The sequence below is a fragment of the Nostoc sp. NMS8 genome (assembly GCF_017115045.1).
GTDB lineage: Bacteria > Cyanobacteriota > Cyanobacteriia > Cyanobacteriales > Nostocaceae > Nostoc.
Genome location: NZ_JABXKK010000089.1, coordinates 46,743 through 73,224, shown reverse-complemented (window position 1 = coordinate 73,224; position 26,482 = coordinate 46,743). Strand labels below are relative to the sequence as shown.

Below are 26,482 nucleotides of genomic sequence, written 5' to 3'. Positions count from 1 at the left end.
AAATCAATGATATTTCTTGAACTCGTTCTACAAAACTTTGGCCCTTACACTGGCAAACAGGTAATCAATCTTAATCCAAAAACTGATGAGGAAAACTCACACCCAATTATCCTCTTAGGTGGGATGAATGGCGGCGGAAAAACCACCCTTATGGATGCCATTCGTCTCGCTCTTTATGGCGCTCGTGCCCAATGTTCTACCCGTGGTAATTTAAGTTATAGCGATTTTCTTAACCAATGTGTTAATAGCAAAACAGATCCAGTTACAGACACCCGGATTGAATTACTTTTTGAACATATCGAAAACGACAAACCAATAAAATACCGGGTTGTGCGTAGTTGGACAAAAAATCCTAAAGACGGTAAAGATACATTAGGTATTTTAGGCGACAGTGATACATGGCCTGATGCTTTAGTTAATATCTGGGATGAATATATTGAAAATCTTCTACCATTAGGAATTTCTAACTTATTTCTCTTCGATGGTGAACAAGTTAAAGAACTCGCAGAACAGGAAACACCGCCGCCACTTGTAGTAGATGCAATTCGCGGACTTTTAGGTTTAGAGTTAGCAGACCGTTTAGCAGTTGATTTAGATATTTTAGTTAACCGTAAACTTAAGGAAGTTGGTAATAGTAAGGATTTAGCAAACCTAGAAGAAATTGAAACTAGGTTAACTCAACAGCAAGAAGATTATCAAACCACAGAAGAGAAAGTAGAAATTCTTAAAAATCAGGTAGAAGAATTAGAACAAAAACAGCAAGAAGCCTTTGATAAATTTATTTCTGAAGGTGGGAAGATTGCAGCAGAACGCAATCAACTAGAACTACAGCAAAATACAAAAACTGCGGAAATTGAACAAGTACGTCAGTCAATGTGTGAATTAGCATCTGATGTTTTACCTCTAGCATTAATTCCTAATTTACTTAATCAGGCGCAAGCACAGGGAGAAAAAGAATTTCGTCATCAACAAGTACAAAATTATAAAGATTTGTTACTTGAACGAGATCAGCGTTTACTCACTTGGCTAAATCAAGAAGAAATTTCTCCGATACAAGTTGAAAAAATACAATCATTTTTAAGCAAAGATGTGGATAGTTTATATGCAAAGAATCTCCAGACAGAAGCACCTTGGTTATTAGCTGATGATGAAACATTAAGTCAACTAGATAATTTTATCTACCACTTACAAAATTCTAAACTTTCTGCAAAAGATAAATTAGCTATTCTCAAAAATAAAGAAGAAGAAATTCATACTTTAGAAAGGCAAGTGCAAACAGCAGCAGCACCAGAAGATTATAAAAAGCTGCGTCAAGCATTAGAATCGGCACAAAATCAAGTTGTTGAAGCTAAAGCAAATTACGAAACAATCCGCCGTCGTATAGTTGAATTAGAAACTATTATTGCCAAATTAAAAAAAGAATTAAGTGAATATACTGTAGAAAATATTAAACATAAAAATAGCGAACATATTATTACTTCAGCAGCAAAAGTTCAAGAAACACTCAAGACTTTTCGGGAAAAACTAACTCTGCGAAAACTCAATAAGTTAGAGGAGGAAGTTAAAAATTGCTTCCTTTATCTGCTGCATAAATCAGATTTAGTGCATCGCATCACTATTGATACTAAGACTTTTAGCCTTTTGCTTTATGATTTAAATGGTAAACCTGTTCCTAAACATCGTTTATCAGCAGGCGAAAAACAACTACTAGCGATCGCATTCCTTTGGGGTTTAGCCAAAGTCTCTGGACACCGCCTACCAGTAGCCATCGATACGCCGCTAGGTAGACTCGACTCCTCACACCGCAACAATTTAGTTGAACGTTACTTTCCATCTGCTAGCCATCAAGTAATTTTGTTATCTACTGATACTGAGATTGGGAAAAAAGAAGTCGAAACACTGCGAGAAAATGAAGTGATCGCGCGTGAATATCTCCTCAAATACGACTCTTCCACCCGCCAAACAACTATCCAACCAGGATATTTTTGGTAGTAAATATTATTAAAAAATTGAGCGATGCCTGCGGCGGTAAACTAGGCAATTTTTTGAAGCCTTTGGGTTTATGAGCAAAAACTACTTCAATTTTTAGAAAGATTATGGAATCCCCGATAGAAAGAATTAAACTCTCTCAAACAGCCAAAGACCAACTTACCAAACTCAGACGCAGTACCAAAATCGACCAATGGAATATCCTATGCCGTTGGGCATTTTGCCGTTCCCTCGCAGAAGCAACCACACCCTCCCCCGTCCCAATTCCCCAAGATAGCAACGTCGAAATGACTTGGCGCGTGTTTGGCGGCGAAATGTCCGATATTCTCCTCCTCGCCCTCAAGCAACGCTGTCATAATGACGGTTATCCCACCGATAAAGAAACCCTAGCCAGCCAATTCCGCTTACATTTGCATCGCGGTATTGGTTACTTAGCAGGCGATCCAAATATCAAGAAAATTGAAGATTTAATTGAACTGGCGGTTAAAAATTGAAAGGATATTAGTTGACTGTTAACTGTTCACTGTTAACTGACAAATAATATTATGCCTGAAGCGCTAGAAATTGAACGTCATAGAGCCGCGATCGCTCGCATTGATATATCTCGCCCTGTACGATTGGCTATAGAAGGGTCAATCCTCAATCAAGACACCACTTTTTTTGACTACGGCTGCGGCTACGGTGGTGATGTGCAGCGAGTAAAAAACTTAGGCTACACCAGTGCAGGTTGGGACCCTTACTACTATCCTGATGTACCACGCACCCCCGCCGATGTGGTTAACCTAGGTTATGTCCTCAACGTCATTGAAGACTCAGAAGAACGCCGTCAAAGCCTTCGCCAAGCTTGGGAACTCACCGGGAAAGTTTTAATTGTCGCGGCTCAAATCCTGATTAACGCTCCCAGCAAAACCCAACTTGCTTACAATGATGGCATTGTGACGCGCCGCAATACTTTTCAGAAATATTACGAACAAGAAGAACTCAAAACCTATATTGATGAAGTCTTAAATGTAGATGCAGTACCCATAGCATTAGGCGTATACTTTGTTTTTCGAGATGAAGCCGAAAAAGAAAGCTACAAAGCTATCCGCTTCTTTTCTACCACCTCTACACCGCGAGTCCGCATCCCTGTTAAGCGGTTTGAAGACTATCAAGAACAGTTGCAACCACTCATGGCTTTTTTTACCAAGCGCGGTAGACTACCTGTAAAAGGCGAATTGGAAAATGAACAGGAATTACTGAACGAATTTGGTAACTTCCGCCGCGCCTTCGGTGTAGTTTTGCAAGCTACTGATGAGGCTGAATGGGATGCGATCGCTTATCATCGTTCTCTAGATATCCAAGTTTATCTCGCCCTCACCCACTTTGATAAACGTCCGGCATGGCAAAAGCTAGCCCCAGAAATGCGTCACGATATCAAAGCCTTTTTTAGTAGCTATGAGGAAGCTTGTCAAGTTGCTGACCAAAAGCTTTTCAGCTTAGGCAAACCTGGGGTGATTAAAACTGCGTGTGAAAAAAGCAAAATTGGTAAACATACGCGCGGTGCGCTTTACGTCCATGTTTCGGCATTAGCAGCACTCGATCCCGTACTGCGAATTTGTGAAGGTTGCGCTAGCCGTACCATTGGGCGTGTCGATGAAGCTACATTAATCAAATATCACACTGATAAGCCGCAAATATCCTATTTGTCTTACCCCGAATTCGACACTGACCCCCATCCGGCGTTAAAAGCCAGCATCGGTATTGATTTAAAAACCCTCTTCGTCACTCACCGAGACTACGAAACTAGGGCAAATCCACCGATTTTGCACCGGAAAGAAACATTTGTTACTAGCAACTACCCAAGCTATGAAGAATTTGCTAAACTCACCCAACAAGAACAGGAATTAGGATTGCTCAATAGCAAAAGCGACATCGGTACGCGTGAAGGTTGGGAAAAATGCCTTGCTGCACACAGAGTAGAAATCAGGGGGCATCAGGTTTATTCAATTAAGGAAAATTAAGGAACAACCACCCTGTTAGAGTATTGCTGATATGTATCTTAAATAAAAAACATCTTAGCAGGTTTGTGTGCTTATACGAAATTAGACAGCAGTTATGGCAAGATAACTGCAATTCAATTAAATAACAAGGAATTTTCAAGATTGTGGAAGTAAATAAATCGCTGCTACGAATTTTTGGCAGCCCGAAGATGGGAGCTTTGTTATTTCTTGGCTTCTCATCAGGGTTGCCGTTGTATTTAACCAGTCAGACATTACAAGCCTGGTTGACCAAAGAAGGAATCGGCTTGGCAGCGATCGCCGCTTTTAGTTTAGTAAAGCTGCCCTATTCTTTAAAATTTCTCTGGTCGCCTTTACTAGATAGATTTGTACCGCCTTTTTTGGGGCGGCGTCGAGGTTGGCTGGTAATTACACAAGTAGCATTACTGTTAAGTATAGCTGTAATGGCTCTACAACACCCATCCCAAGGGCTACAACCCTTAATAATTGCTGCTGTGGCTGTTGCTTTTTTTAGCGCCAGCCAAGACATTTTAGTTGATGCTTACCGCACTGATGTAGTGGAAGTAGAAGAAAGAGGTGCTGGAGCGTCTATTTACTTATTGGGTTATCGCGTTGCCATTCTCGTAACCGGTTATGTCACCCTATTTTTGGCAGACAGAATGCCTTGGCAAGCTGTTTACTTATTGATGTCGCTGTTGATGCTCGTGGGCTTGGTAAGTTCTATTTTTGCACCAGAACCAGTCCTACGCGATCGCCCGCCTCAGACTTTATCCGCCGCCGTCAAATTACCCTTTATTGAATTTTTCCAGCGTCAGGGATGGTTACAAGGACTTTTAATTTTGGTATTCATTGTGATATACAAGTTGGGGGATTCTTTACTTAAGAATGTATCCACCCCATTTTTGTTAGATAAAGGTTTACATTTCACTCAAACTGACATCGCATTTCCTGGTGCGCTAGGAATTTTCGCCACTATTATTGGTACATTGGCAGCAGGAGCAGTCATGACCAAAATTGGTGTTAATCGGGCGCTCTGGATATTCGCCATCATGCAGGCTGTCGGCAACTTGGCTTTCTTTGCGTTAGCAGTAGTAGGTAAAAACTTCTATCTAATGTTAGCTGCCGTTAATATAGAACAATTCTGTGCTGGTTTAGAAACTGCTGCTTTTGTAGCATTTTTGATGAGTCTTTGTAACCAAAGCTTTTCCGCTACACAGTACGCCTTACTTTCGAGTTTGCAGGCTTTTAGTAGAGATATCCTCACGGCTCCAGCAGGTACATGGGCACAAACCACAGGCTGGTCTACATTCTTTCTACTGACAGCAATAGCTGCTTTGCCGGGATTACTATTATTGCCATTCTTTGCCCCTTGGAATCCAAAGCCAGTGGTAGTATTATCCAGACCAGGACTTGACGAAGAAGAGGATATATGGGGAATCAAGTAGTTATTGCTGTCGGCACATTTATTCTCTTACTCACTGGTTTATTACTGGGGTATGTTCTCTCGCAGTTAGTTTTAGGATATCTAGCATTTAACCTCCTAACTTTTTTCGGAACACTCAGCCTAATTTTAATTTTTGGTACACTTTATTACGTTTTATTTTGGCAGTTGCGAAGAGAGCAGTCCCGGCCATCAACTATAAATGAAGGCATACCAAACCAGGTAGAGGAGGGTTTATCTGATAGCTATCTCAAAAACAGGCTAATCGCTAAATTATCCGGTGATACTGCCGCTGCCGAAAGGTTAATTGAACAGGCAAAGGAAACTTATCCTGGAAGACCGGAAAATTGGTATTGCGAAAGAGTACTTGACGAATTGGAGAGCGATCGCCAGAGGGAGTAGGGGAGCAGGGGGAGAGAACTATTGCCCCATTCCCTATTCCCTATTCCCGATACACATAAAATCGCTAAAATAAATCAAGAATACTTCACAAATTTTTAGCTAGTTCTCATAAAAGTTACTAGATTTTTGCAATCTAAAATATGGCTATTTTTCGTCAATATATCGCCCCACTGCTTGCAGTATTAGTCTTTTTCTTTGCCCTAGTGGCAGTCAGCGCCCGGATCTTTTTGCCCTCCGATATGGCAGCACCCGCACCAATTGAAGAGGTGGGGGTAACTTCTCAACCCACTCCAACTGATTTACCACCAGCAACACCTAACTTAGCCAGCTAAGTCAATAAACGTATTTAAGTGTCTGAGCAACTACTACCTGGGTATATTATTCGCCGTGGCTCCCTTTTGGAGCGATCGCTGCTGCTTAAATTCATGCAGCGAACTTACCAGGATCTCTCTCCCAATGAGGATTTTTCCCACCTAGAGCAAACAGTTAAACAATATTTTTCTAGCGATACGCCCTTGTGGTGGGTAGAAGAGGAGGGGGAGCAGGGAGCAGGGAGCAGGGAGCAGGGGAAAATTCCTTTCCATACCTCATTCCCAATGAGCAATCCCCATCCACCCATAGCCTGCCTTTGGGTGGGCAATGCTATAGATCAAGTACATGGGAACCGTCATGCTCACATTTTTATCCTCTACGTTGTACCAGAACATCGGCGACGGGGTATTGGTACAGCCTTGATGCGATATGTGGAAAATTGGGCTGTTCAAAGGGGCGATCGCCAGATTGGACTGCAAGTGTTTCAATCAAACAAACCCGCATTGAATCTTTACAATCAGTTAGGTTATCAAACCCAATCCATCTGGATGGTAAAATTCCTGAGTGCAGAAAATAAACTCAAGGATAGCGATAACATACTTTAGCGTCTAAGTTATGGAAGTTCTCGTTTGGATAAAATTCAACGAGGTGGAAGGAAAGTGTATAATTACGCAACTAATACTTATAAAGTTTTAACTTATTTGGCGCGGGGGATTATATATCATCAATCCTGAAAAGGGATTGAAATGAAATTATGTATGACGAAGACGATCTAAGCCTACTCGATATTGAGGAGGAGCTAGAAAGCCCCTTAGATAAAATAGAGCCGCTAACTGCCGAATCAGTTGTGGCAAAGCCCGATCCAGAAGTGATGCTAGCCCTGCTGGAAAATCCCCAGCCCCAGCAACGAATGTTAGCGGCACGTGCTTTTTGTGATATTGAAGATGCACGTGCTACGCCCCATCTGATTCGTCTATTAACTGATATCTGTCCCTTAGTAAGGGTGAGTGCAGCTTATGGCATCGGACGTAATCCTAGTTCAGAGGCAGTGAGTCCGTTAATTGCTCAACTAAACAGTGATTGGAATGGCTATGTGCGTAAAGGTGTTGTTTGGGCTTTAGGAAACTGTCGCGATCGCCGTTCTTTAGCACCCCTAGCAGACGCCTTAAGAACTGACATTTCCGCAGTGCGTTTGTGGGCTGCTAGCGCCTTAGCACAGATGGCAGAAGTGGGTTATGAAGCAGTTATCGGGGCAACACCACCTTTAATTGAAGCCTTAGTCCAAGATCCTGTAGCAGCTGTGCGGAGTAACTGTGCTTGGGCAATTGGTCAACTGTGCCGCGAACTGCCTTCTAATGTAGTTTATGCTACAGCGATCGATGCCCTAATTCAAGCCTTTGCCGAAGACCAAGATTTGGGAGTCCGAGAAGACGCTAAAGCCTCACTTTTAGGAGTGGGCGATCCCCGTGGCTTGCAGCTAATTGAAACCTTGGAACAAGAAGGGTGGTTTTGATTTGGGCATTGGGGACTGGAGATTGGGGATTGGGTATGGGGATTGATTATTTCTCCCTCATGCTCCTCATCTTCCTCCTCATTCCCACGCCCTTACTAATCTTCAGCTACAGATTTGACCAAATTTAAGTCATAAGGGCGCTCAGTATCATCCTCACCCAAATATTCACCATTTTGAATTTCCAGAATAATTAGCGGGATATGTCCAGGATTTTCTACCTTATGTAGGGTTGATGCGGGGACATAAGTTGATTCGTTTCGATTCAATAATATTTCTGCATCTCCACAAGTCACCTTAGCTACACCGGAAACTACAACCCAATGTTCATTGCGGTGATAATGAATTTGTGGTTTAATACCGTGCCTGGGCTTGATTTCCACACGACTAATTCTATAGTTTTCTCCCTCCTCGATTACCTCGACTTCACCCCAATATCGTGTACCTGAATGTGGAGACAATTCGTTGATATTTGACTGAGTATTATTTTCATTGGGAGTCATAATTAATTTCTCAACCAGATAAGTATTAGTATTTTTCAGTAATTTACCGTAAACAAGATAAACCAAGATACAAAGATGTAATCACAACATATTTCTTGATGACAACTGCTCTAACTTTACGACAGGTAAAATATCCTATCCGTGAATTTTTAATTGTTTAACCCCCCGTATACTGAATCCGATAAATCCGATTATTAGCTTCTTCTGTGAGTAGTAGACTACCATCTGGCAACACGAGTAAACCTACAGGTCGTCCCCAAGTGGTTGGTACAGAAGGATTTAGTAAAAATCCTGTGAGAAAGTCTTCGTAGTAGCCAAGCGATCGCCCTTTAGCATCGAAGGGAACAAATACAATTTTATAACCAGTGCCGCGATCGCGGTTCCAAGAACCACGAAAAGCAGCAATTGCACCGTTCTGGTATTTTTTAGGAAACGTTTTACCATCATAAAACTGCAAACCCAATGCTGCTGAGTGCGCCTGGAACAGCACATCTGGTGTTTGAGTACGGGCTACTAAATCGGGGCGTTTGCTTTTATCATCCGTCTTTTGGCGCGGATCGAGATTGTTTGGTGCCAGATAAGCATAGGGCCAGCCATAAAATCCCCCCTGTTTAACGCGTGTCAGATAGTCTGGCACTAAGTCATCACCAATTCCATCCCGTTCGTTAACAGTGGCATAAAGTTCCTTAGTTACAGGATGAAAGTCTAAACCAACAGGATTACGCAAGCCGGAAGCGAAAGTTTGCTGCTGGGAACCATCCAAATTCATCACCTGTATCGAAGCCCTTGGTAGTGGTTCTTCATCTACATTGGTTCCTGAACCAACTGAAATATATAATTTATTGCGATCGGGAGAGACAACGACATTGCGCGTCCAATGATTGTTATAACCTTGAGCAGGCAAATCGGCAATTTTTTCTCCCTTACCTGTAATCTTGTTTTGACCTTGAGTATAAGGAAAACGCACCACAGCATCCGTGTTTCCCAGAAAAAAAGAATTACCTGTAAAAGCCATCCCAAAAGGTCTATTGAGTCCGTTATCCCTACTAGCAAACGTTTCTCGAACGTCGGCTATACCATCGCCATTGCTGTCACGCAACAAACGAATGCGGTTTTGCCCGGTTTCAGTTACTAAGACATCACCACTGGGGGTTAAAGCTAGCCAGCGTGGGGCATCTAAACCTTCGGCAAAAACGTTCACTGTGAAACCTGGCGGTACGCGCAGCACCGGATTTTGCGGAATGGGCATAACCTCAGGCCGCTTGGAGGCACTTTCTGTTGCGAAAGGTGCCGGTAAATTTTTCAGATTGATTCGGATAGGTGTAGGCGAAAGTGGTTCAGTACTGACAACATTTTTTGGCTGTGTAGGATTTTGTGTCAGTTGGGTAGAAGGTACAGATGTTTGTGGCGTAGGATTATCTGAGAACGCGCGAGTCTGGTTACAGGCTGCTGCCAAAGTCAGTAAAAAAACTGGCAGCAAAAAACGCGCAGGGACTTTCATGGTGGTAGACACTATGCACAACTTTCCCACTCTAGACTTGAGGCTTAATAACTGTCGCCAGTCTAAAGTTTGATTTTGATTACTGGGGATTGGGGAACAAGCAGGGGTGCAGGGTTAACAATTCAAAATTCAAAACATTTCAGATGGGGATTTAAACCCTTTAATTTACGATAAGGGAGCAGGGGGAGCAGGGAACAAGGGAGGATGAGAACGAATCAATCCCAATCCCCAATCCCCAGTTCCCAATATTTAAACATATAAGCATTTGTTAGTTAACAAAAAGTTTTCAAATTCTGCTGCTGGTAAGGGACGACTGAATAAAAAACCTTGCATATAATTACAGTTGTGTTGGCGCAGAAAATCCAGTTCTGCTTCCGTCTCTACACCTTCAGCAACTACATCTAAATTGAGATTATGAGCCATTTGAATTAATGCTTTGGTAATGGCTGACTTCTGGAAATCGTTAGCAACATTATGGATAAAATAACGATCTATCTTCAATGTGTTAATGGGTAGGTTTTTCAGATAAATTAAAGAAGAGTAGCCCGTACCAAAATCATCGATCGCAATTTTTACGCCCAAGGATTGCAGTTTGCTCATAGTTGCGATCGCACTATTTACATCTTGCATGATCATACTTTCAGTCAGTTCTAACTCTAAGTAATGTGGTTCTAAATCATTAGCAGCTATAAAATTGACTATTTTATGAATAAAATCTGGTTGATTAAATTCAATTACTGAGAGATTTACAGCAACCATTAATGAATTAATTCCAGCATCACGCCAGCTTTTTATTTGTTTACATACATTTTTTAATACCCATTTACCAATAGGAACAATTAAACCTGTAGACTCTGCTAACGGGACAAATTCTGTTGGGTAAATCATCCCCAATTCTGGACTTTGCCAGCGCAATAAACTTTCAGCAGCGACTATTTTACCAGAAGCAATATCGAGTATTGGTTGATAATAAATTTCAAATTCTGGGAATTTATGTTGTTTGATAGCCCGATGTAAGCTAATTTCTAACAACTGCATTTTGGGAGACAAGTTGTTAATGACAGTCGGAGGAGACAAATACTTTTTTAAATTAGCGTGCTTTTCTAACCTATTGATGATGGCACTTAATAACTCAGACCGAGTGAACGGCTTAGTTATATAGTCATCAGCACCCATATCCATACCTTGACGGAAGTCAGATTTAGCAGATTTGGCAGTTAGAAAAATGAAGGGAATTGTTGCCATTGATGGCTCTTGGCGTAACGCTGCTAGCACACCATAACCATCTATTTCTGGCATCATCATATCACAGAGAATTAAATCGGGAACTTCACAGATAGCCAAATGTACCCCGATTCTACCATTCGCCGCAGCAATAGTTTCAAAATCCTCAGCTTCTAGTAAATCCAAAATGTTTTCACGGACTGCTTCCTCATCTTCTATTATTAAAATTTTGGGCATAATTACCTCGGTTTATATTTTATTTTTTAATGGAAAATGACGGTAATCTTTGTCAATAATTCCAGCATATTTGTGGCAAAACTTTTACCTTGAAGGATGTTAGTTTATACCCTAATTTTCCCACTTCTGACTTACCGATAATCAACACATCATTCAATATTTCGGTCACGATTATGTGATGCACGCGCGTATTCGTCTGTATGACCCTGTTATCATACTTACGGTATAAATCCAAATCCTTCACAGAAACTCTAATGAGGCGAGTAGGTTTGCCTATCGTATCTTTACGTACTATAACGCGTGCTTGTAACCACTGGTACTTGAGTAATTGTCTCTCAATAAAAATCTGATATTCTAGCTAAAAGAAACTAATACTAGTCTTAACTCTAGTTTTCTCTATTTTTTGTGCTAGTGCTTCACAGATAATTTCGGGGGTAATATTACTGATAATGCAACCTTGGTTATCTACAACTGCTAGTAGATCCAACTGCTGCTGGTATACCAGTAATAACATTGAGACTGTCTCCGAAAATTCTGACATGTTCAATGTCATAACCAAGTTATGTATAACTTCAAAAATATTGGCTGTTTTCAAGCTAGTTCCAGAAGCTACAAGCATTACCATATCATGCTTAGTGAAGCATTCTACTACCTGTGAAGATGAAGAAAACAAGACACTCTCACCCCGTACTAACATCAGTACGTAGGCGTAATACTTCGTAGATATCGCATCTAATAGTGATTTTTCTGGCACAACCATCAGCGACAAACAGTCAATTATTGACTCTAAGCTTTGTAGCCCTAGAAGCTGAGGTAAGGCTTGCATAGATTACAATAGCTATTATCAAACAATAGTTATCTAAAGCTGCTTATATAAATATTTTCCAATATTTTGACGCTAAACAAGTAGTAATATTTAGGAGATAAACACTACAAAAGGTGTGTTAAGAATTACAAACTAGCTTATATCCAGCTAGTTGGAAATTGGGCATTGAAAAGAGGCAGAGGGGCAGGGTGCGGGGGGGGCGGAGGGGATAAATTCTTCTCCCTGCTCCCTTCTCCCTGCACCCCTGCTTCTTCTACTAAGGATGCAACTGCACCCGCCGTTCACCGTAACGCAATAGCCTTTCTATAGTTACAAGCCGATTTTCCCAAGCTTTGACTTGATAGGAATTCGACTTAATTTCTTGGCTCATCAATACCCGAAATTGAGACTGGAAGCGACTGAGAGAGGCTTTCGCTACTAGCAGCTTACTAGCAGAAGGGGAAGCAGCTAGCTGATTTAAAGCAGTGCGTAAAACTTCTGCCTGGTTGTTAAAATCTGATATTGTCTGAGCAGGCTTTTGTAGTGGGTCATTTTGAAAAACAAATTTCCATTCACGTTGCAGCGCGGTGTAACGGATGGCGGCAGTTTGAAAAGGCTGGCGGTGAGGAATCGGTTCAGTTGTTGTAGATTGAATCCTACCTTGGGTGCTATTAAAAAGTTTTTGGAGATCGTTGTTAAAATTATCTGCCGCAAAGAGTGCATAACCACTAACTGGCAAGTCTCTTACCAACTGGAGTTGATCGAATGCCCCGATTGTTGGCAAAGAAAGTAAGCGAATTCCTGGCACCAACAAGGTAGCTCCTAGTTGTTTTGAGGCAATCCAGGGTTGGGCTAGTCGTTGAAAGCGGGAAGTATCTAGAGCATAAGTCATGGGAACGATTAAATCTACATCCCCTCGCCTTGCCCAAGTTTCCCAGTTTTGTTGAATTTTCTGAATCCGCTCTTGTTCTGGCAAAGGAAATACGGCAACCGACAAAATTAAATTCGGTTGCTTTTGTCGCAATTGTTCTGATACTTGGGCGACAAAGCTATCAACTTGCTCGGTGCGAAATTTCGTCCACTTTTGCCACAAGTCTGCTTGAGTAGGAGAAATATGCACTGGATCTACACCAGTAAGTTGCTGAAATTGCGATCTTGCAGCTTTGCCATAGCCGTAGGTTCGACCTGCTGATGGATCTTGGAAAGGATAGCGAATGTAGTCTAGCTGTAGACCATCAACTTTATATTTAGTGACAATTTCCTCAAATAGTTTGAGCAAGTACTGCCGTACTTCGGGGTTAGCTGGATCGAAGAATGGCTTAGTCTGCCCAACGGGAATCATGTTGCCAAGGTTATCGTAGTTTGCCCAATCGGGATGAGCCGCCAGTACTGGCCCTGGATAATTAGGATTGAGGTTGAGAATTTCATTATGACGTTGGTTGCCAGCAGCAAAAGTCCAAACCCAAGCGTGTAATTCCATGTCTCGCTCATGGGCTAATTTCACTGCTTCTTCTAGTGGGTTCCACCCACGAATTAATGGGTTTTGCTCTTTTGCCACTTGGCTCGGATAAATTGTATAGCCAGCATTAACGGTTTCAAAGAAGACGGTATTAATCCCGGCTTGGGCGAGGCGATCAAAAACCTGGGCTAGTCCCGCTTTGCTACCAGCACGAACAATCGTCCCCCGATCTAACCAAACTGCCCGAATTTCTGGTTGAGCCAATCTCCGATCAACAGGAAACTGCTGCCACAAAGTCGTTTTAGCAACTAGCCATTGCTGACGAGCCAAAGCGTAGTTTTTTTGGGCAATCAATTGGGGTAAATTTTTGGCAATTACTCTTACTTGTGCCAAAGCTTGGTCTTTACTTATGGCTAGCCCCCCCAATTTAGTTGAGGCCAATTGCGGCGGCTGCTCCTTGACAGACTGGGGGGTGTAATTGCGTAGATGTCTAGAAGTCTGCTTTTCCTCAGGTATCACTTCAGCAACATTAGCCGCATCGGCCAACACGGCTAAATGAGCGCTTTCCACGCGACCAATCAGATTTTCTAGCTCTTGCTGGAGGGCGATCGCTTGGTTGTTGTCAATCGGCTCATTAGAGTTGGGTGCAACATCTAGACGCACTGCTTGTTCCAACTGATCGATAGCCTCCTGAGAACTTGGAGGTTTGACTATAGGCACCGATCTAGGTATGGGAGCGGTGGAAGTTTTCAAAGGAGAGGATAAGGGAGATGGGGGAGATAGACTGCTCCTCTGCACCTCTGCACCTCTGCCCCTCTGCCCCTCTGCTCCCCTGCTTGCCTGCTGGGAGGGTACAGCCGCCACTGCCGTAGAGCAGTTTTGGGAACCTCCGGCTATTTTTTTCATGCGATTTGATGGCGCTGGTGCTGTCAGATAGTGATTGAGAGTAGCTTTTAACCAGGCATTATCTAAATCGGTGGCTGAGGCTGCATCTGTTCCCCAGCGCCAGCCCAAAAAGGTGGAACGCTCAGTTGTCACAACTGCGGCAGGATTATCTTTGGAATTCCAAACAGCAGGAGAATTAGTACCCATATCGTTAGGAATTACAACACCGCCGCGAACTTTGCCAAAGAGTCCAGTTTGATTTGCCCATTCTGGAATATTGGTTTTTGCGGGTTTAATCTGCTCTGTATCACTGAGACTGAATCCCCAATAACCTCCCAAGAGCGATCGCAATAACTGGCGTACTCCTGGCGATGACAAACTACCTATAGGGCCACTGGCAATCAAACGCCCTCCCTTACTCATCCATTCTTCTAGGGCGATCACTTGGGTTGGTGTCAATGTCTCAACGTTTGGCAAAAATAATACCCGGCGATCGCCCCAATCTGCCCCACTCTTGACATCATTTAGGGGGATTACACAATATTTCACCCCGATTGCCTGTAAGCGATCGCTTATTCCTTTCCATTGATTCGCATTTTCTTGGCTATAGACTACGCTCAATACAGGTTCTTCGGTCGCTGCCATTACTGGCAAAATATTAAAACTATTTAAAATTAAAAAATTAAAACTTAAAATGAAGAATCCGGCTTTTTTTATTTTTAAATTTCCCTTTCCGTGATACTTTTCCTGATTCTTCACTACTGACTCCTCAGTGGATTATTTATTAGGCATTACTTCTTATTTATCATCCAGCATAACAATAAATTACCTCCGAAGAACGACGGATCTTTGATAACTAAACCTGAGCAGAATTGAGAATACATGTTTTAATTAAATCTTCAACTCCTGCTACTGGAAAAATGTTTGTATTTAGTCTACTAGCTAATTCCTGAATACTCATATCATCTAAAAATACTAATTCACCATTTTTTAACATGACATTCGGCAGCAGAATACCATCACCTAAATCTTGCCTTTCTAAATTTAAAAGCAAATCATGACCAGTGAGTAACCCAGTTACACTGATAGTTTGCCCCCAATAATCACTACATAAAGCACGCATATTAACTTCTAAACCTTCAACAAAATTTAAGCGTTTCAAAATTGGTTGAAATGCTTTTTCTACAGCGTTGCCTACGACCCAAGTGAATTTTCTCTGAGGATAAACTTTTGGCGGCAATAATTCTGCTGCAACGGTGGCAAATTGTTTGATAAATAATTGAATTGAACCAACTCCGTTATCAATTTGGGGATATTCTTCATATTCAGATTCGCTGGGTAATTCCTCACCTGCAATCAAAAACCACTCATCGGCTAACCAAACAACGCTGGAACCGAATTTTGACCGAAATTGCCGTGATAGCATTTGCACTTGAGAAATCACTTCTTGAGCTTTTTCTCTAGTTACGGGTATGAGTTCATCTTCTGGAGGTCGAAACCTTGTCAACCCAACTGGCACAACTGCTACCGATGCCACCGTAGGCACTTCACCAGTATGAAAGGACGCTAAATCTTTGAGAGTTTGTTCCAGGTGTTTGCCATCATTTATACCAGGACAAACAACTACTTGAGCATGAATTTGTAGTCGCCTTTCTTGAAACCACTTGAGTTGTGGTAAGATTTGTCCCGCACGGGAATTTTTCAGCAGTCTAATTCTCACTTCCGGCTCCGTAGCATGAACAGAAACATACAACGGAGACAAGCGCATTTGTTCAATCCGCTGCCATTCTCTCTCTGGTAAGTTGGTCAGGGTAAGATAAGAGCCGTACAAAAAGCTCAGACGGTAATCGTCGTCTTTTAAATACAAGCTGGTACGTTTACCTGGTGGCTGTTGGTCAATAAAGCAAAATGGACAGCGGTTATTGCACTGAATTAAGCCATCAAATAGGGCAGTTTCAAATTCTAACCCCAAGTCTTGATCGTAATCTTTTTCAATTTCTAAGTTATGAGTTTTACCAGCAGCGTCTAAAACTTCTAATTCCAAAACTTCATCAGCGCACAAGAACTGATAATCAATTAAATCACGGGGACATGTGCCATTGATTGCAACGATCGCATCCCCGGCTTCAAAGCCAATCTCTGCGGCTATTGAGTCTGGAAGAACTTTGGTAATTCGGGCAGGATGTATAGTCATTGGGTATTGGGAATGGGGCATTGGGCATTATAACGCTTCTGTGTTGAGTCCAATATAGACCTAACAAGAATGACCCCTTCCCTACAAGAGAAGGGGGTTAAGATTTCAAGCCTCTCTCCTAAAAAGAAGGAAGGTGAGATTGTACTGTATACAAATGAGCATTGACCAATGACCAATGACCAATGACTAATTGATTATCCTTTCCAACCTGTTGCGATCGCTAGTAAGATAGAACTACCGAATGCTAATCTATACCAAACAAAAATCAAAGTGTTTTTGGTTTGTAAGTATTTGATCAAAAATGCGATTGATACGTAGGAAAAAATAAAGGTTGAAATAATCCCTACAATTAACAGCCCGACAATGTTATCTGGCAACTGATGGGCTTGAAACAACTTGAATATTTTCAGGCTTTTATAGAGGGTAGCAATGGTAAGAGTTGGAAACCCTAACAGAAATGAGAATTTTGCTGCTGTATCGCGTTCTAATCCTAAAAATAAGGCAGTCGTCAACGTCGAACCAGAACGAGAAACGCCCGGAATTAAAGCAAGTGTTTGGCCTAATCCAACCAAAATACCATCGCGAATCTGCAATGAATCGAAACCTCGCTTACGAGTGCCAATTTTTTCTGCCAAAGCTAGTACAAGTGCCATGATGATTGACATGATGGCAATAATTAATGCACTCTCAGGTAAAATATCTTTTAAAAGAAAGCCGAAAATTAAGGCGGGCATTGTTCCTACTACAATACCTACCAGAATTTTCCATTCTTCGCGTTGCCAATCTTTATCTTTTAGTGCTTCAATTCCACCTTTGACAATACTAGAAATCAGCGACCAAAAATAAAACACAATTGCTACAACACTGCCAAATTGAATTGCATCAACAAAATCTTTAGATCCTAGTTCTTTCCAACCCAATACCTTTGTCACAATCAGAAGATGTGCTGTGCTGCTGATTGGCAAAAACTCTGTAATCCCTTGAACAATACCCAAAATAAAAGCTTGGATAAACTCCATATGCAATTAATACCTTTTTCCCGTTCTAGAGAGGATTGTGAACATTGTTTAGCTGATGATGTTGCTTTCTATACTCTTTATTGCACCTAATCTTCTAGAAAATTCAATTTTACCGATCAATAACATCATCGAAGACGCTGACTATGTTCTTACACCCACCCCAAGAAGTCAACGCAATTTTGGAAATTCATCAAACTTTAATATTTAGCGGACTATAGGGTTCCCATTCGGATGCGGTACAACATTACATCACGAGTAGGGGCACGGCATTGCCCATTGGTGTCAACTTAACGTGAAACCGCTTGTCCGCCGGGAATTGGAATTCCCGTCTCATAACTAAAGTCATCTGAAGATGACTAAATATCGCCAAAAATCTCCAGTCTACTGAAGTAGACTTAAGCTAAAAGCCAAAAAAATTTATTTCCGGGGGGCATGGAAGCCAACAGATAAGCTATTTCCAGCTTAGGTTGACACCTATGAGCATTGCCGTGCCCCTATCACTCTCCTGAAAAGGAACTAGAGAGGAGTTTTGTACATAATACAAGTATGTTTCCTTTGGTTGACACCAGCGATCGCAGAAATTTCAGTATAATTACAATGCCCCAGGGGGGGATTTAAAAGTGTGATATCTTAAATAAGATAAAGTTTAGTAACAAATATTAAAAACTTTGATTAATAATACACTATCGTCTTACGCTGCTTCTACCCCTATTGATACTGAGTTGAATTTAGCTGATACTGGGCAGAAGAGTGTCAGGCAATTGGAATCTACACTCTCCTTTTCTCCTTCTCTCCCCTTATCTATTTCTGGGAGACAAAGTTGGTTAGTGTTTGCGGCGGCAGTATTTTTGGTATCAGTACCAGTATTTATAGAAGCGCCAATAGTGCGATCGCTACCAAGTTTGAGTTTAGCGCTAACAGCATTTTGGGTGTGGCTCAGTTTTACCTTAATGTCACGTCCTGCAACTTACGTCTGGGGGGATTTGCTCTTAGGGTTTAGCTGGAGTTGGTTAGCAGGAGCGATTTACTGGGGTTGGTTACGTTGGGAACCTGCATGGCATCTGCCAGTAGAATCTATAGGTTTACCCTTTGCTTGCTGGTGTCTCTTCAAGAATTGGGGCAAGGTGGGTAACTGGTTTTATTTAGGTTCTTTACTCGGTACAGTTTTAACAGATGTATATTTTTATATAGTAGACTTGATGCCCTATTGGCGGCAAATCATGAGAGTAGATGCAGAGTTAGCACCACAAATCCTACAAAATGCTCTCATACAAGTACAAACACCTTGGGGACAAAGTTGGGCAATCATTCTTGCTCTAGTACTGTTAACAGTCGGTATTTTACCTTTAGGTCGAAAGCAGAGACATTGGTATGCCTTTGGTGGCGCAGTTTTAAGCACGATTTTGGTAGATAGTCTATTTTTGTTAGCAGCGATCGCAGCGTGAAGGGCTCAGGAGACAGGAGACGGACTTAAGCTATTAGCCCGAAATTTATTTCAGGGCGGGAAAGCAACGCCAAACCAATGTTTTAGGGGTAAGGGTCAAATCCACCGTGAACTGACCAACAGTCTCATTCCATTCGCCAGGGCTTAAGTTGACTTTTCCCAGCCCAATCTACGGCACATCAAAAATCATGCTGTAGATGATTAATTAGTTAAGAAATATTACATAACAATCCCTCACCATCAAGTCTTTTTTGGTGGATTTTTGCTATCAGACATCGCACAGTTTCGTATCTACTTGGGAGGTAGAATCAGCCACCCTGAAAAGATTTCGCCTAGCTGGAAATGCTGGCAGGATAGCGGATGTAACACTATTGCAGCGATGCAGAGACTCTTCCCACAATGATAATTTTTGGCAAAACTACATTCAAACCCAATAACGGCAAATATTGTGGATATTAATACGCTGTATATTAGTTTCTGATGACTGCTGTGTGTTGATTAAGGTATCAGCTTTTGTCCTTTGTTGTTTGTCCTTTTTCTTGGCATTCTCACGTAGATGCATTAGCGGCTTCCCGTAGGGTATGACTAATGACTAATGACTAATGACTAATGACTGCTGTTATCTTTAAACTTTTATTTCTGTTTGATGGAAAGAGGTAGAAAATCGTGAAAGGATTGGCGCGTTTATTAACAGTGTTTAGCTTGTTACTTAGTTGCTGGGGATGGTTGGGAACAACTCAGATAGCCCAAGCTGCTAGTTTCAATAGTTTTGCTTTTCCACAAGTCCCAGTTCTGGCAATTGAGCGGCAGAATCGGGCAGACGCTAAACTAGGAACGGAATTTGGTAAAAAAATTGATTTGAATAATACCAACGTCCGGGCTTTTCAACAGTTTCCAGGGCTTTATCCCACACTGGCTAAGAAAATCATCACCAATGCCCCCTACAAAAAGGTAGAGGAAGTATTGGATCTTGCAGGATTGAGCGATCGCCAAAAACAAACCCTGCAAGCCAACCTGGATAAATTCACTGTCACAGAACTAGAGCCTGCCTTCAACGAAGGAGACGATCGCTTTAACAACGGTATCTACAGATAACTGCACATGCAGTTGTTAATGTAGCAAATAGCAGCCTCCACTCCTGATTCTAGGAAGTGGGGCATGATCTGAGTTAGGAGTGATGAGTGATGAGTTATGAGTTAAAAATTCAAAACTCCTAACTCCTAACTCCTAATTCAAAACTCCTAACTCCCCCATACCCATTACCTTGTCTCAGATAGATATTCCTAGCCAATTTGATGTCTTAGTAGTCGGTGCTGGTGCCGCCGGACTATACACAGCGTTGTGTCTGCCAGAATCTTTACGAGTCGGCTTGATTACCAAAGAAACTGTTGCGTTGTCTGCCAGTGATTGGGCACAAGGCGGCATTGCCGCAGCGGTAGACCCAGAAGATTCTCCCAAGCTACATATTGAAGATACGATCCAGGCGGGTGCCGGTTTGTGCGATCGCGCCGCCGTCGAATTTCTCGCCCAACATGCCCCTAGCTGCATTCAATCCCTAGTTAACTTGGGGGTAGCTTTTGACCGTCAAGGTCAAGCCCTAGCTTTAACTTTAGAAGCCGCCCATTCTCGCCGCCGTGTTCTCCACGCTGCGGACACTACAGGAAGGGAAGTAACCACCACCCTCACCGCCCAAGTATTACGCCGCCAAAATATTCAAGTTATTCAGCAAGCTTTGGCTTTGAGTTTGTGGATTGAACCCGAAACTGGGCGTTGTCAAGGAATTAGCCTGTTTTATCAAGGTAAAATCACATGGGTAAAAGCTGGTGCTGTGGTACTGGCAACTGGTGGCGGCGGTCAGGTCTTTGCCCAAACAACTAACCCGGCTGTAAGTACAGGTGATGGAGTAGCGATCGCATCTCGTGCTGGGGCGATCCTCCGCGATTTAGAATTTGTCCAATTTCACCCCACAGCCCTCACTAAACCTGGTGCCGATCGCTTCTTGATTAGCGAAGCTGTACGCGGCGAGGGGGCACACCTCATTGATAATGAAGGGCGACGTTTTGCCTTTGACTACCACCCTGATGGTGAACTCGCACCCAGAGATGTGGTCAGTAGAGCAATTTTCAGCCATTTACAACGTACCGCCGTTGATTTGGCTACAGCCCATGTGTGGTTGGATATGCGTCCCATCCCCGCCGACAAGATTCGTCACCGTTTTCCCAACATCATCAAAATTTGTCAACATTGGGGCATTGATGTCTTCCACGAACCAATTCCTGTAGCGCCAGCCGCCCATTACTGGATGGGTGGAATTGTTGCGGATCTGATGAATCGCACCAATATCCCCGGTTTGTACGCAGTTGGTGAAACTGCTAGTACTGGGGTGCATGGGGCAAATCGCCTTGCTAGTAATTCCCTGTTGGAATGTATTGTGTTTGGGGCCCAGATGAGCGAAATTGAGTTAGAAAATATTGGGCTGCCATCAGAAACACCAGCGCTACCATTACGAAAATTTAGTCCTGATGCTAGTGAGTGGCACATCCAGCAAGCACAGCTAGAAGCACTCAGAGAGAAGTTACCGCGTCTAGTGTGGGAAAATGCTGGTATTTGTCGGGAGCAATCGAGGTTAGAAACTGCGATCGCTACTATTGAATCTTGGCAAGAAGATTTCGCTGCTTTGCCTTTAAGTCAATTTTTGCTGACTTTGCGTCCAGCAGAACCAGCTAGTTTTGACCTACCAGACGTTGAACGGCAATTGGGACTTTGGGCAGAAACCCGCAATTTATTAGATGTGGCTGATTTAATTCTTAAAAGTGCTGCTTTTAGAACCGAAAGCCGAGGCGGACACTACCGTTTAGATTATCCTCAACCAGACCCAAATTGGGAAGTCCACACACTTGTACAAACACATCATTGGTGGAAATCTCCGCTACTATCTTGAATAAAATGCTTTAAAAAGCCTAATAGTTTTCAGCAGATATAAAGCACAATATTCTGCAATGAGCCGCTAAGTAAAGGATGTTGTATCCAAGACCATAGCTGCCTTATCATTCTGCTTTACCACAATCTAAAATCCAAAATTGCATCAGCGAGTACCGCTACCATTATGACTGTCTGGGCCGCCATTATTTGGTGGAATATACATGTCTTTTATATTTTCAGAATTGGCTTTGCGGACTATTAAGGTATCACTGCTAGTAGCACCAAAAGCACTAGTATTTGCAGCACTGAATATACCTGTATAAGCGGCAATTTTTGGTATTAGTATGTAAGCACCTATACAGAATATTATCAACTTTGTAATTCGGAAGTTAGTTTTCATAGCTTTCAGTAAATTTACTAATTTTTCATCTCAAAATGTCTTCTTTATTTTTCACAGTATATTTACTGAACTTTTTGAAAAAAATATTTTAACTTTATTAAATTACTGTTAGTAATGTATAAGTGGCTGTGGTGTTAGCTTAGATATTAACCTTAATCTGCTGGTATTAAATAGTTATTTATACTTAATTAATATTCTTAATTAGCCGTTTCTACATCAGTCTAAAGTTAGATATGTTGATGGATCGGTGTGAGCATACTGCTTAATTAACCATTTATTAATGATAGCTTCATATTTATAAGTATAAACACTATGTTCAATAAATAATAAGTTTAGAAAAGTATTAAATAATACTTATTTACTTGTATAGTTAATATTTAATTAGATTAAAAATATATGAAGATAAAACAATATAATTGGTATTCTATAAGGATTTAAAAAAATATAGGACTATTAGATACGTAATAAAGCGGGACAGTACAAGTATATTTTTAAAAGTGTAAATACTTACATTAAATATTTATTTTTATAATTAACTCTGATGACTAATTCATTTCTTGCATGAATTATCAGCTTTAGTATTTAGGTAAAAAGCCTTGCCAGGTCTACATCTTACCGACAAAGCTATAAGCTATGCTTTTCAAAACAAGTGCCTTAGAGATATCTCCAGTCAACATTTATAAATTTGAAGGTAAAAATTTTAACTAGAGTGAAAAAAAATATGGAGGCTTGACCTTGACTCATTAAACAAACTCGTAGCGATTTTTACCCAGCCGCTTGGCACGGTACATTGCTGCATCTGCTTGTTTCATCAAAGTTTCACTGTCTTGACTGTTGTATGGGTAAACACTAATGCCAATACTGGCAGAGATTCGGATTGTATAGCCGTCCAAAACAATTGGCTTGGTAATACTGATTAAAATTTTTTCGGCGACTTTAGCAGCTATTTGGACATTAGGAATTGCCCGTAAAATTATAGTAAATTCATCGCCACCTAAACGAGAAACTGTATCACTAGCGCGTAAAGAGTTGCTGAGTCTTCCAGCGACAGTCATTAGTAAGCGATCGCCCGTTTCGTGTCCCAGATTATCATTGACTTGCTTAAAGCCATCTAGATCGATAAACAGCAGTCCCAGCAACAAGTTGTTATGTTGCGCCCAATGTAACGACTCGTAAAGTTGTTCTGCAAAAAATTTGCGATTAGATAAACCGGTCAGGGGGTCGTGATACGCTAAATAACGTAAGTGGTCTTCTTTGAGTTTTAATTCATTGTTAGAGCGGAATAGTTCAGCAGCAGTACGCTTCAGGTGTTCTTCCATTAACTTGCGCTGAGTAATATCTCGGATCACCCCAACTAAAAAGAAATTGCCAGCTGAGTCTTTATGGAGCGATCGCTTAGTGGCAATTTGATAAGTCTGTCCATCGGCATTGGTAAATTCTTCTTCATGTTCCTGCGGTTGCTGAGTCCGAAAAACCAGATCATCCTGTTGGCGAAACACATCAGCTTCATGTTTAGGAAAAAAGTCATAGTCTGACTTTTCAATTAACAACTTATTCGGATAACCGAGAAATCGACAATACGCCTCATTTAAAACAATCCACTGGTGTTGTTCATTTTTTACAAAAATGGGATCGGGAATCGTGTTGATGACGTGATGCAAAAATTCCTTAGAACGTTTCCACTCTTCCTGGATATGGGCAATATGACTGATCGTCCAAATAGCTGAACAGCCAAAGCTCAACAGTGAGGGAATGACTGGTATCCACCAACCGTGCAAGAAAACAAGGTATGCAGTCAGAATCAATATCAAGCAAGAAACTAGGATAGAAAGCAAGCTCTTAGTTGCGTTTTGTATCCGCCATGTCGTTATGGCTCCTAGATAAGACCAGATAAAAATCCATAAGTATTCTACCAAGTCAGGCCAGACTCTGATTAATGGTCGTCCATCAAGAGCAGCAGAGATTAACTCACTAATAAAATAAGCTTGTAGTTGAATACCAGGTATAGGCTTTGCCGTACCCATAAGACTGCTGGAGTAGGGAATGAATACAAAATCCTGAAGACTGGGTGCAGTGGAACCAATAAGTACAATCCGATCTTTGATTAAGTTTTCTTTGACATTATCTGCCAGCACATCTCTCATCGATACCTGACGAAAACTACAAAATTCTCCAGATGAACTTTGACATTTAGGTTTAGGAAAATTAGCCAAAATTTGGTAGCCTCTCTCATCAGCTCCCACATAAGCACCATCATTAGCCTCAAAACGATTAAATACTGCCTTACCCAATTGCAAATACTCAGGGTTGCTTTTTGCTTTGGCGGGAGTAATTCCCTTTGACTTTAAATACAATAAAGCCAACTTCAAGGCAAAGCTTTCATGTACTTGACTTTTAACGTGCCAATACAACAAACTACGACGTACTTTGCCATCAAGATCGTACAGCACGTTATTAAAGCCCACTCGATCCTGATTCAGACCCAGTGGAGGCAAAACACTAAAGTTTTTGTCATTTGCTAGGAGTTCAATACCAATCAAGTTGGGCATTAACTGATAAGTATTACGCAGTTCTTCATTACCAGGCTCTACTGGCAAATTTCTGTAGATATCTAAGCCAATAGCACGGGGTTTGTGGACATTTAATTTTTGCAACAATAGGGCAATCTTCGCATCGGGAATCGGCCATGAACCTACTTCGTTTAAATAGGTTTCATCCATCACTACAATCGTAATACGATTTTCTGGCGGTTCGTTTTGACGTAAGCGAAAAAATTGATCCAAAGCTGGTAACTCTAAAGATTGCAATAATCCAATAGAGTGCAAAAGCAGGACGCAGACTGCAACGCTGGCGGCAGTAATCAACTCTCTGTGTCCTCGACTAAGCGATTGTTTTAGTTCAAAGATGAACTTCACAAAACGCTTGCCTAGCTGCTGATTCATTCCCATTACCTAGTAAGGAGAAATATTCTCTATTTCCTATAGCTATTAACTATCGGACTAACATAGCTCAAGGGGAGCTAAATAGAGTTTCTAAGAGTTTTTTTAACTCAGCAAGGTTCTTTAAGACATCTTAGTATTTCTGATGTATTACCAAGACTTATTATCGATCACTAAAAACAAAAAAGCGAACCGGAAACAGACTTTTCTGTATTTATCCAGTTGACTATGGTGCGTGAATTACTGCATACCAGTAGGTCGGTGCAGGCTCCCAAATTGAAAACTGCGACTGAGGCTTCTTCAACGCAATTACTTGAAATACTTGAAGTTACGAGGCCCTGTGTAACCAGAAACTTTTGCTAGTTCCTCTAAGTTTTGGACTCCGCTATAACTTTTATTATTGATGATCCAAGTAGGGAAGCCTTCAATTTTCGCGGCTTTACACAGTTCTGTTTGAGCCTTGAGTCCATCGGGCGCGCACTCTACCTTAACATCACTATTGATTATTTCCTCGGCTTCTTTACCAAAAAGCAGCTTTTGTTCGTGGCAGTGAGGACACCAATAAGCACTGTATTCCTTCGCGCCTACCTTTGACAAATGGCGTGCTAAGGCTATTTCTGCCTCACCAGAAGTAGTTGTAACTTCCCAACCGAATGCCGGGTTAGGGTCTCCTTTGGAATTAAAGATAATTTTAACGGGTTGTCCAGGAGTTTCAGGCGTAACTTCTGATTTATTTACACCAGCATATACGCCTAAAGTACCAATCAGCGTTACCATCCCGACAATAATGATGGTAAAGAAAATTTGTCCAATATCTTCCCAAGTCCGACCGATAATCGTCAGTACCAAAAGACTCAGAGAGAACAAAGCTGAACCAATACAGTAAGGACAAATAGCTTTGATTTGAGATGCCAGCACGTACATTAAGTAGCCGCTAAAAACAGACATAGCGATCGCACCCGCCAGCAGCAAGAACCACGTCCAATTTTCCAATTGTTTGCGGTTATTATTTTCCCCTGAGTTCAATACCAAGGGAGCCAAAGCAAATATCACCATACTGATGTATGCCAAAAACCCAAACAAAGCTAATGGCTGACCAAAAACCGTTGCCCAAGGACTAGAAAGCACATCATTACAGCCCTTTACACCAGCCTGCGCCACACAAGCAGCACTGCCTCCTGTTAACTTTTCTATAGTCAGATAACCTGTGATCAAGGCACCACATCCAGCGATCGCGGCAATCAATGGACGTGACCATTTATGAATCCAAGGAGTAGAACGACGGCGAATCATAAA

Annotated in this window: 21 protein-coding genes; 11 read left to right on the top strand and 10 right to left on the bottom strand. The window is 41.7% G+C overall.

All coding sequences use genetic code 11. The features are described from left to right. Positions 1-6: 6 nt before the first annotated feature. The 8 genes from dndD (at position 7) to HWQ39_RS18345 (ending at position 7,657) form a co-directional block, all read left to right on the top strand. On the top strand, positions 7-1,992 hold the full coding sequence (gene dndD / locus HWQ39_RS18380; protein WP_292848017.1) for a DNA sulfur modification protein DndD: 1,986 nt from the start codon (positions 7-9) through the stop codon (positions 1,990-1,992). Positions 1,993-2,096: 104 nt separating this feature from the next. Continuing rightward, positions 2,097-2,483, top strand: coding sequence for a DNA sulfur modification protein DndE (gene dndE, locus HWQ39_RS18375; RefSeq protein ID WP_292848014.1), 387 nt, complete (start codon positions 2,097-2,099; stop codon positions 2,481-2,483). 51 nt (positions 2,484-2,534) lie between these two features. Beyond that, positions 2,535-3,992 (top strand): DNA phosphorothioation-associated putative methyltransferase, encoded by a 1,458-nt coding sequence (locus HWQ39_RS18370; RefSeq protein ID WP_292848011.1) that lies wholly within the window; start codon positions 2,535-2,537, stop codon positions 3,990-3,992. A gap of 143 nt (positions 3,993-4,135) precedes the next feature. Further along, on the top strand, positions 4,136-5,434 hold the full coding sequence (locus HWQ39_RS18365) for an AmpG family muropeptide MFS transporter (protein WP_292848008.1): 1,299 nt from the start codon (positions 4,136-4,138) through the stop codon (positions 5,432-5,434). After that, positions 5,419-5,832: an ABC transporter permease gene (locus HWQ39_RS18360; RefSeq protein WP_292848005.1), complete on the top strand. Its 414-nt coding sequence runs from the start codon at positions 5,419-5,421 to the stop codon at positions 5,830-5,832. The genes HWQ39_RS18365 and HWQ39_RS18360 overlap by 16 nt, the downstream gene beginning before the upstream one ends. A 140-nt stretch (positions 5,833-5,972) precedes the next feature. Further along, the gene (locus HWQ39_RS18355; protein WP_292848002.1) at positions 5,973-6,164 is read left to right on the top strand and encodes a hypothetical protein; all 192 of its coding nucleotides are present in this window, start codon (positions 5,973-5,975) and stop codon (positions 6,162-6,164) included. Positions 6,165-6,182: 18 nt separating this feature from the next. After that, positions 6,183-6,749, top strand: a complete 567-nt coding sequence (locus tag HWQ39_RS18350) for an N-acetyltransferase (RefSeq protein WP_292847999.1) — start codon at positions 6,183-6,185, stop codon at positions 6,747-6,749. 149 nt (positions 6,750-6,898) lie between these two features. Further along, positions 6,899-7,657: a HEAT repeat domain-containing protein gene (locus HWQ39_RS18345; RefSeq protein ID WP_292847996.1), complete on the top strand. Its 759-nt coding sequence runs from the start codon at positions 6,899-6,901 to the stop codon at positions 7,655-7,657. 95 nt (positions 7,658-7,752) lie between these two features. Here the strand turns inward: HWQ39_RS18345 and HWQ39_RS18340 are convergent, their stop codons facing one another. The 7 genes from HWQ39_RS18340 to HWQ39_RS18305 form a co-directional block, all read right to left on the bottom strand. After that, positions 7,753-8,157, bottom strand: a complete 405-nt coding sequence (locus tag HWQ39_RS18340) for a phosphomannose isomerase type II C-terminal cupin domain (protein WP_292847994.1) — start codon at positions 8,155-8,157, stop codon at positions 7,753-7,755. A 157-nt stretch (positions 8,158-8,314) separates the two neighbouring features. Further along, positions 8,315-9,658, bottom strand: coding sequence for a sorbosone dehydrogenase family protein (locus HWQ39_RS18335; RefSeq protein ID WP_366932284.1), 1,344 nt, complete (start codon positions 9,656-9,658; stop codon positions 8,315-8,317). Between the two features lie 249 nt (positions 9,659-9,907). Continuing rightward, positions 9,908-11,119 carry an EAL domain-containing response regulator gene (locus HWQ39_RS18325; RefSeq protein ID WP_292847988.1) on the bottom strand — a complete coding sequence of 404 codons (1,212 nt, stop codon included), beginning with the start codon at positions 11,117-11,119 and terminating at the stop codon, positions 9,908-9,910. A gap of 358 nt (positions 11,120-11,477) precedes the next feature. Continuing rightward, positions 11,478-11,945 (bottom strand): hypothetical protein, encoded by a 468-nt coding sequence (locus tag HWQ39_RS18320; protein ID WP_292847986.1) that lies wholly within the window; start codon positions 11,943-11,945, stop codon positions 11,478-11,480. Between the two features lie 256 nt (positions 11,946-12,201). Continuing rightward, positions 12,202-15,027 carry a family 10 glycosylhydrolase gene (locus HWQ39_RS18315; RefSeq protein WP_292847984.1) on the bottom strand — a complete coding sequence of 942 codons (2,826 nt, stop codon included), beginning with the start codon at positions 15,025-15,027 and terminating at the stop codon, positions 12,202-12,204. Positions 15,028-15,124: 97 nt separating this feature from the next. Further along, on the bottom strand, positions 15,125-16,462 hold the full coding sequence (locus HWQ39_RS18310; RefSeq protein ID WP_292847982.1) for a TIGR03279 family radical SAM protein: 1,338 nt from the start codon (positions 16,460-16,462) through the stop codon (positions 15,125-15,127). Positions 16,463-16,656: 194 nt separating this feature from the next. Further along, a complete protein-coding gene (locus HWQ39_RS18305; RefSeq protein WP_292848179.1) occupies positions 16,657-17,481 on the bottom strand; it encodes an undecaprenyl-diphosphate phosphatase in 825 nt (274 codons plus the stop codon). Between the two features lie 668 nt (positions 17,482-18,149). Between HWQ39_RS18305 and HWQ39_RS18300 the strand changes: the two genes are divergently transcribed. From HWQ39_RS18300 to nadB, 3 genes are all read left to right on the top strand, one after another. Continuing rightward, positions 18,150-18,926 (top strand): DUF3120 domain-containing protein, encoded by a 777-nt coding sequence (locus HWQ39_RS18300; RefSeq protein ID WP_292847979.1) that lies wholly within the window; start codon positions 18,150-18,152, stop codon positions 18,924-18,926. Between the two features lie 665 nt (positions 18,927-19,591). Beyond that, complete coding sequence (psbU, locus tag HWQ39_RS18295; RefSeq protein ID WP_292847976.1) at positions 19,592-20,020, top strand: photosystem II complex extrinsic protein PsbU; 429 nt, start codon at positions 19,592-19,594, stop codon at positions 20,018-20,020. A 169-nt stretch (positions 20,021-20,189) separates the two neighbouring features. After that, a complete protein-coding gene (gene nadB, locus HWQ39_RS18290) occupies positions 20,190-21,866 on the top strand; it encodes an L-aspartate oxidase (RefSeq protein WP_292847973.1) in 1,677 nt (558 codons plus the stop codon). Positions 21,867-22,010: 144 nt separating this feature from the next. On the opposite strand, the gene HWQ39_RS18285 is transcribed toward nadB, so the two are convergent. From HWQ39_RS18285 to HWQ39_RS18275, 3 genes are all read right to left on the bottom strand, one after another. Continuing rightward, positions 22,011-22,247 (bottom strand): hypothetical protein, encoded by a 237-nt coding sequence (locus tag HWQ39_RS18285; protein WP_292847970.1) that lies wholly within the window; start codon positions 22,245-22,247, stop codon positions 22,011-22,013. Positions 22,248-22,990: 743 nt separating this feature from the next. Further along, entirely contained in the window at positions 22,991-25,189 is a 2,199-nt protein-coding gene (locus HWQ39_RS18280) for a CHASE2 domain-containing protein (protein WP_292847967.1), read from the bottom strand. A gap of 306 nt (positions 25,190-25,495) precedes the next feature. Further along, positions 25,496-26,479, bottom strand: a complete 984-nt coding sequence (locus tag HWQ39_RS18275) for a vitamin K epoxide reductase family protein (RefSeq protein WP_292847964.1) — start codon at positions 26,477-26,479, stop codon at positions 25,496-25,498. Positions 26,480-26,482 lie beyond the last annotated feature (3 nt).

Coding starts and splice junctions, on each gene's coding strand:
- dndD (WP_292848017.1), top strand. CDS start 7: ATGATATTTCTTGAACTCGTTCTACAAAACTTTGGCCCTTACACTGGC.
- HWQ39_RS18355 (WP_292848002.1), top strand. CDS start 5,973: ATGGCTATTTTTCGTCAATATATCGCCCCACTGCTTGCAGTATTAGTC.
- dndE (WP_292848014.1), top strand. CDS start 2,097: ATGGAATCCCCGATAGAAAGAATTAAACTCTCTCAAACAGCCAAAGAC.
- HWQ39_RS18370 (WP_292848011.1), top strand. CDS start 2,535: ATGCCTGAAGCGCTAGAAATTGAACGTCATAGAGCCGCGATCGCTCGC.
- HWQ39_RS18285 (WP_292847970.1), bottom strand. CDS start 22,247: ATGAAAACTAACTTCCGAATTACAAAGTTGATAATATTCTGTATAGGT.
- HWQ39_RS18345 (WP_292847996.1), top strand. CDS start 6,899: ATGTATGACGAAGACGATCTAAGCCTACTCGATATTGAGGAGGAGCTA.
- HWQ39_RS18320 (WP_292847986.1), bottom strand. CDS start 11,945: ATGCAAGCCTTACCTCAGCTTCTAGGGCTACAAAGCTTAGAGTCAATA.
- HWQ39_RS18275 (WP_292847964.1), bottom strand. CDS start 26,479: ATGATTCGCCGTCGTTCTACTCCTTGGATTCATAAATGGTCACGTCCA.
- HWQ39_RS18310 (WP_292847982.1), bottom strand. CDS start 16,462: ATGACTATACATCCTGCCCGAATTACCAAAGTTCTTCCAGACTCAATA.
- HWQ39_RS18335 (WP_366932284.1), bottom strand. CDS start 9,658: ATGAAAGTCCCTGCGCGTTTTTTGCTGCCAGTTTTTTTACTGACTTTG.
- HWQ39_RS18280 (WP_292847967.1), bottom strand. CDS start 25,189: ATGAATCAGCAGCTAGGCAAGCGTTTTGTGAAGTTCATCTTTGAACTA.
- HWQ39_RS18305 (WP_292848179.1), bottom strand. CDS start 17,481: ATGGAGTTTATCCAAGCTTTTATTTTGGGTATTGTTCAAGGGATTACA.
- HWQ39_RS18340 (WP_292847994.1), bottom strand. CDS start 8,157: ATGACTCCCAATGAAAATAATACTCAGTCAAATATCAACGAATTGTCT.
- HWQ39_RS18360 (WP_292848005.1), top strand. CDS start 5,419: ATGGGGAATCAAGTAGTTATTGCTGTCGGCACATTTATTCTCTTACTC.
- HWQ39_RS18325 (WP_292847988.1), bottom strand. CDS start 11,119: ATGCCCAAAATTTTAATAATAGAAGATGAGGAAGCAGTCCGTGAAAAC.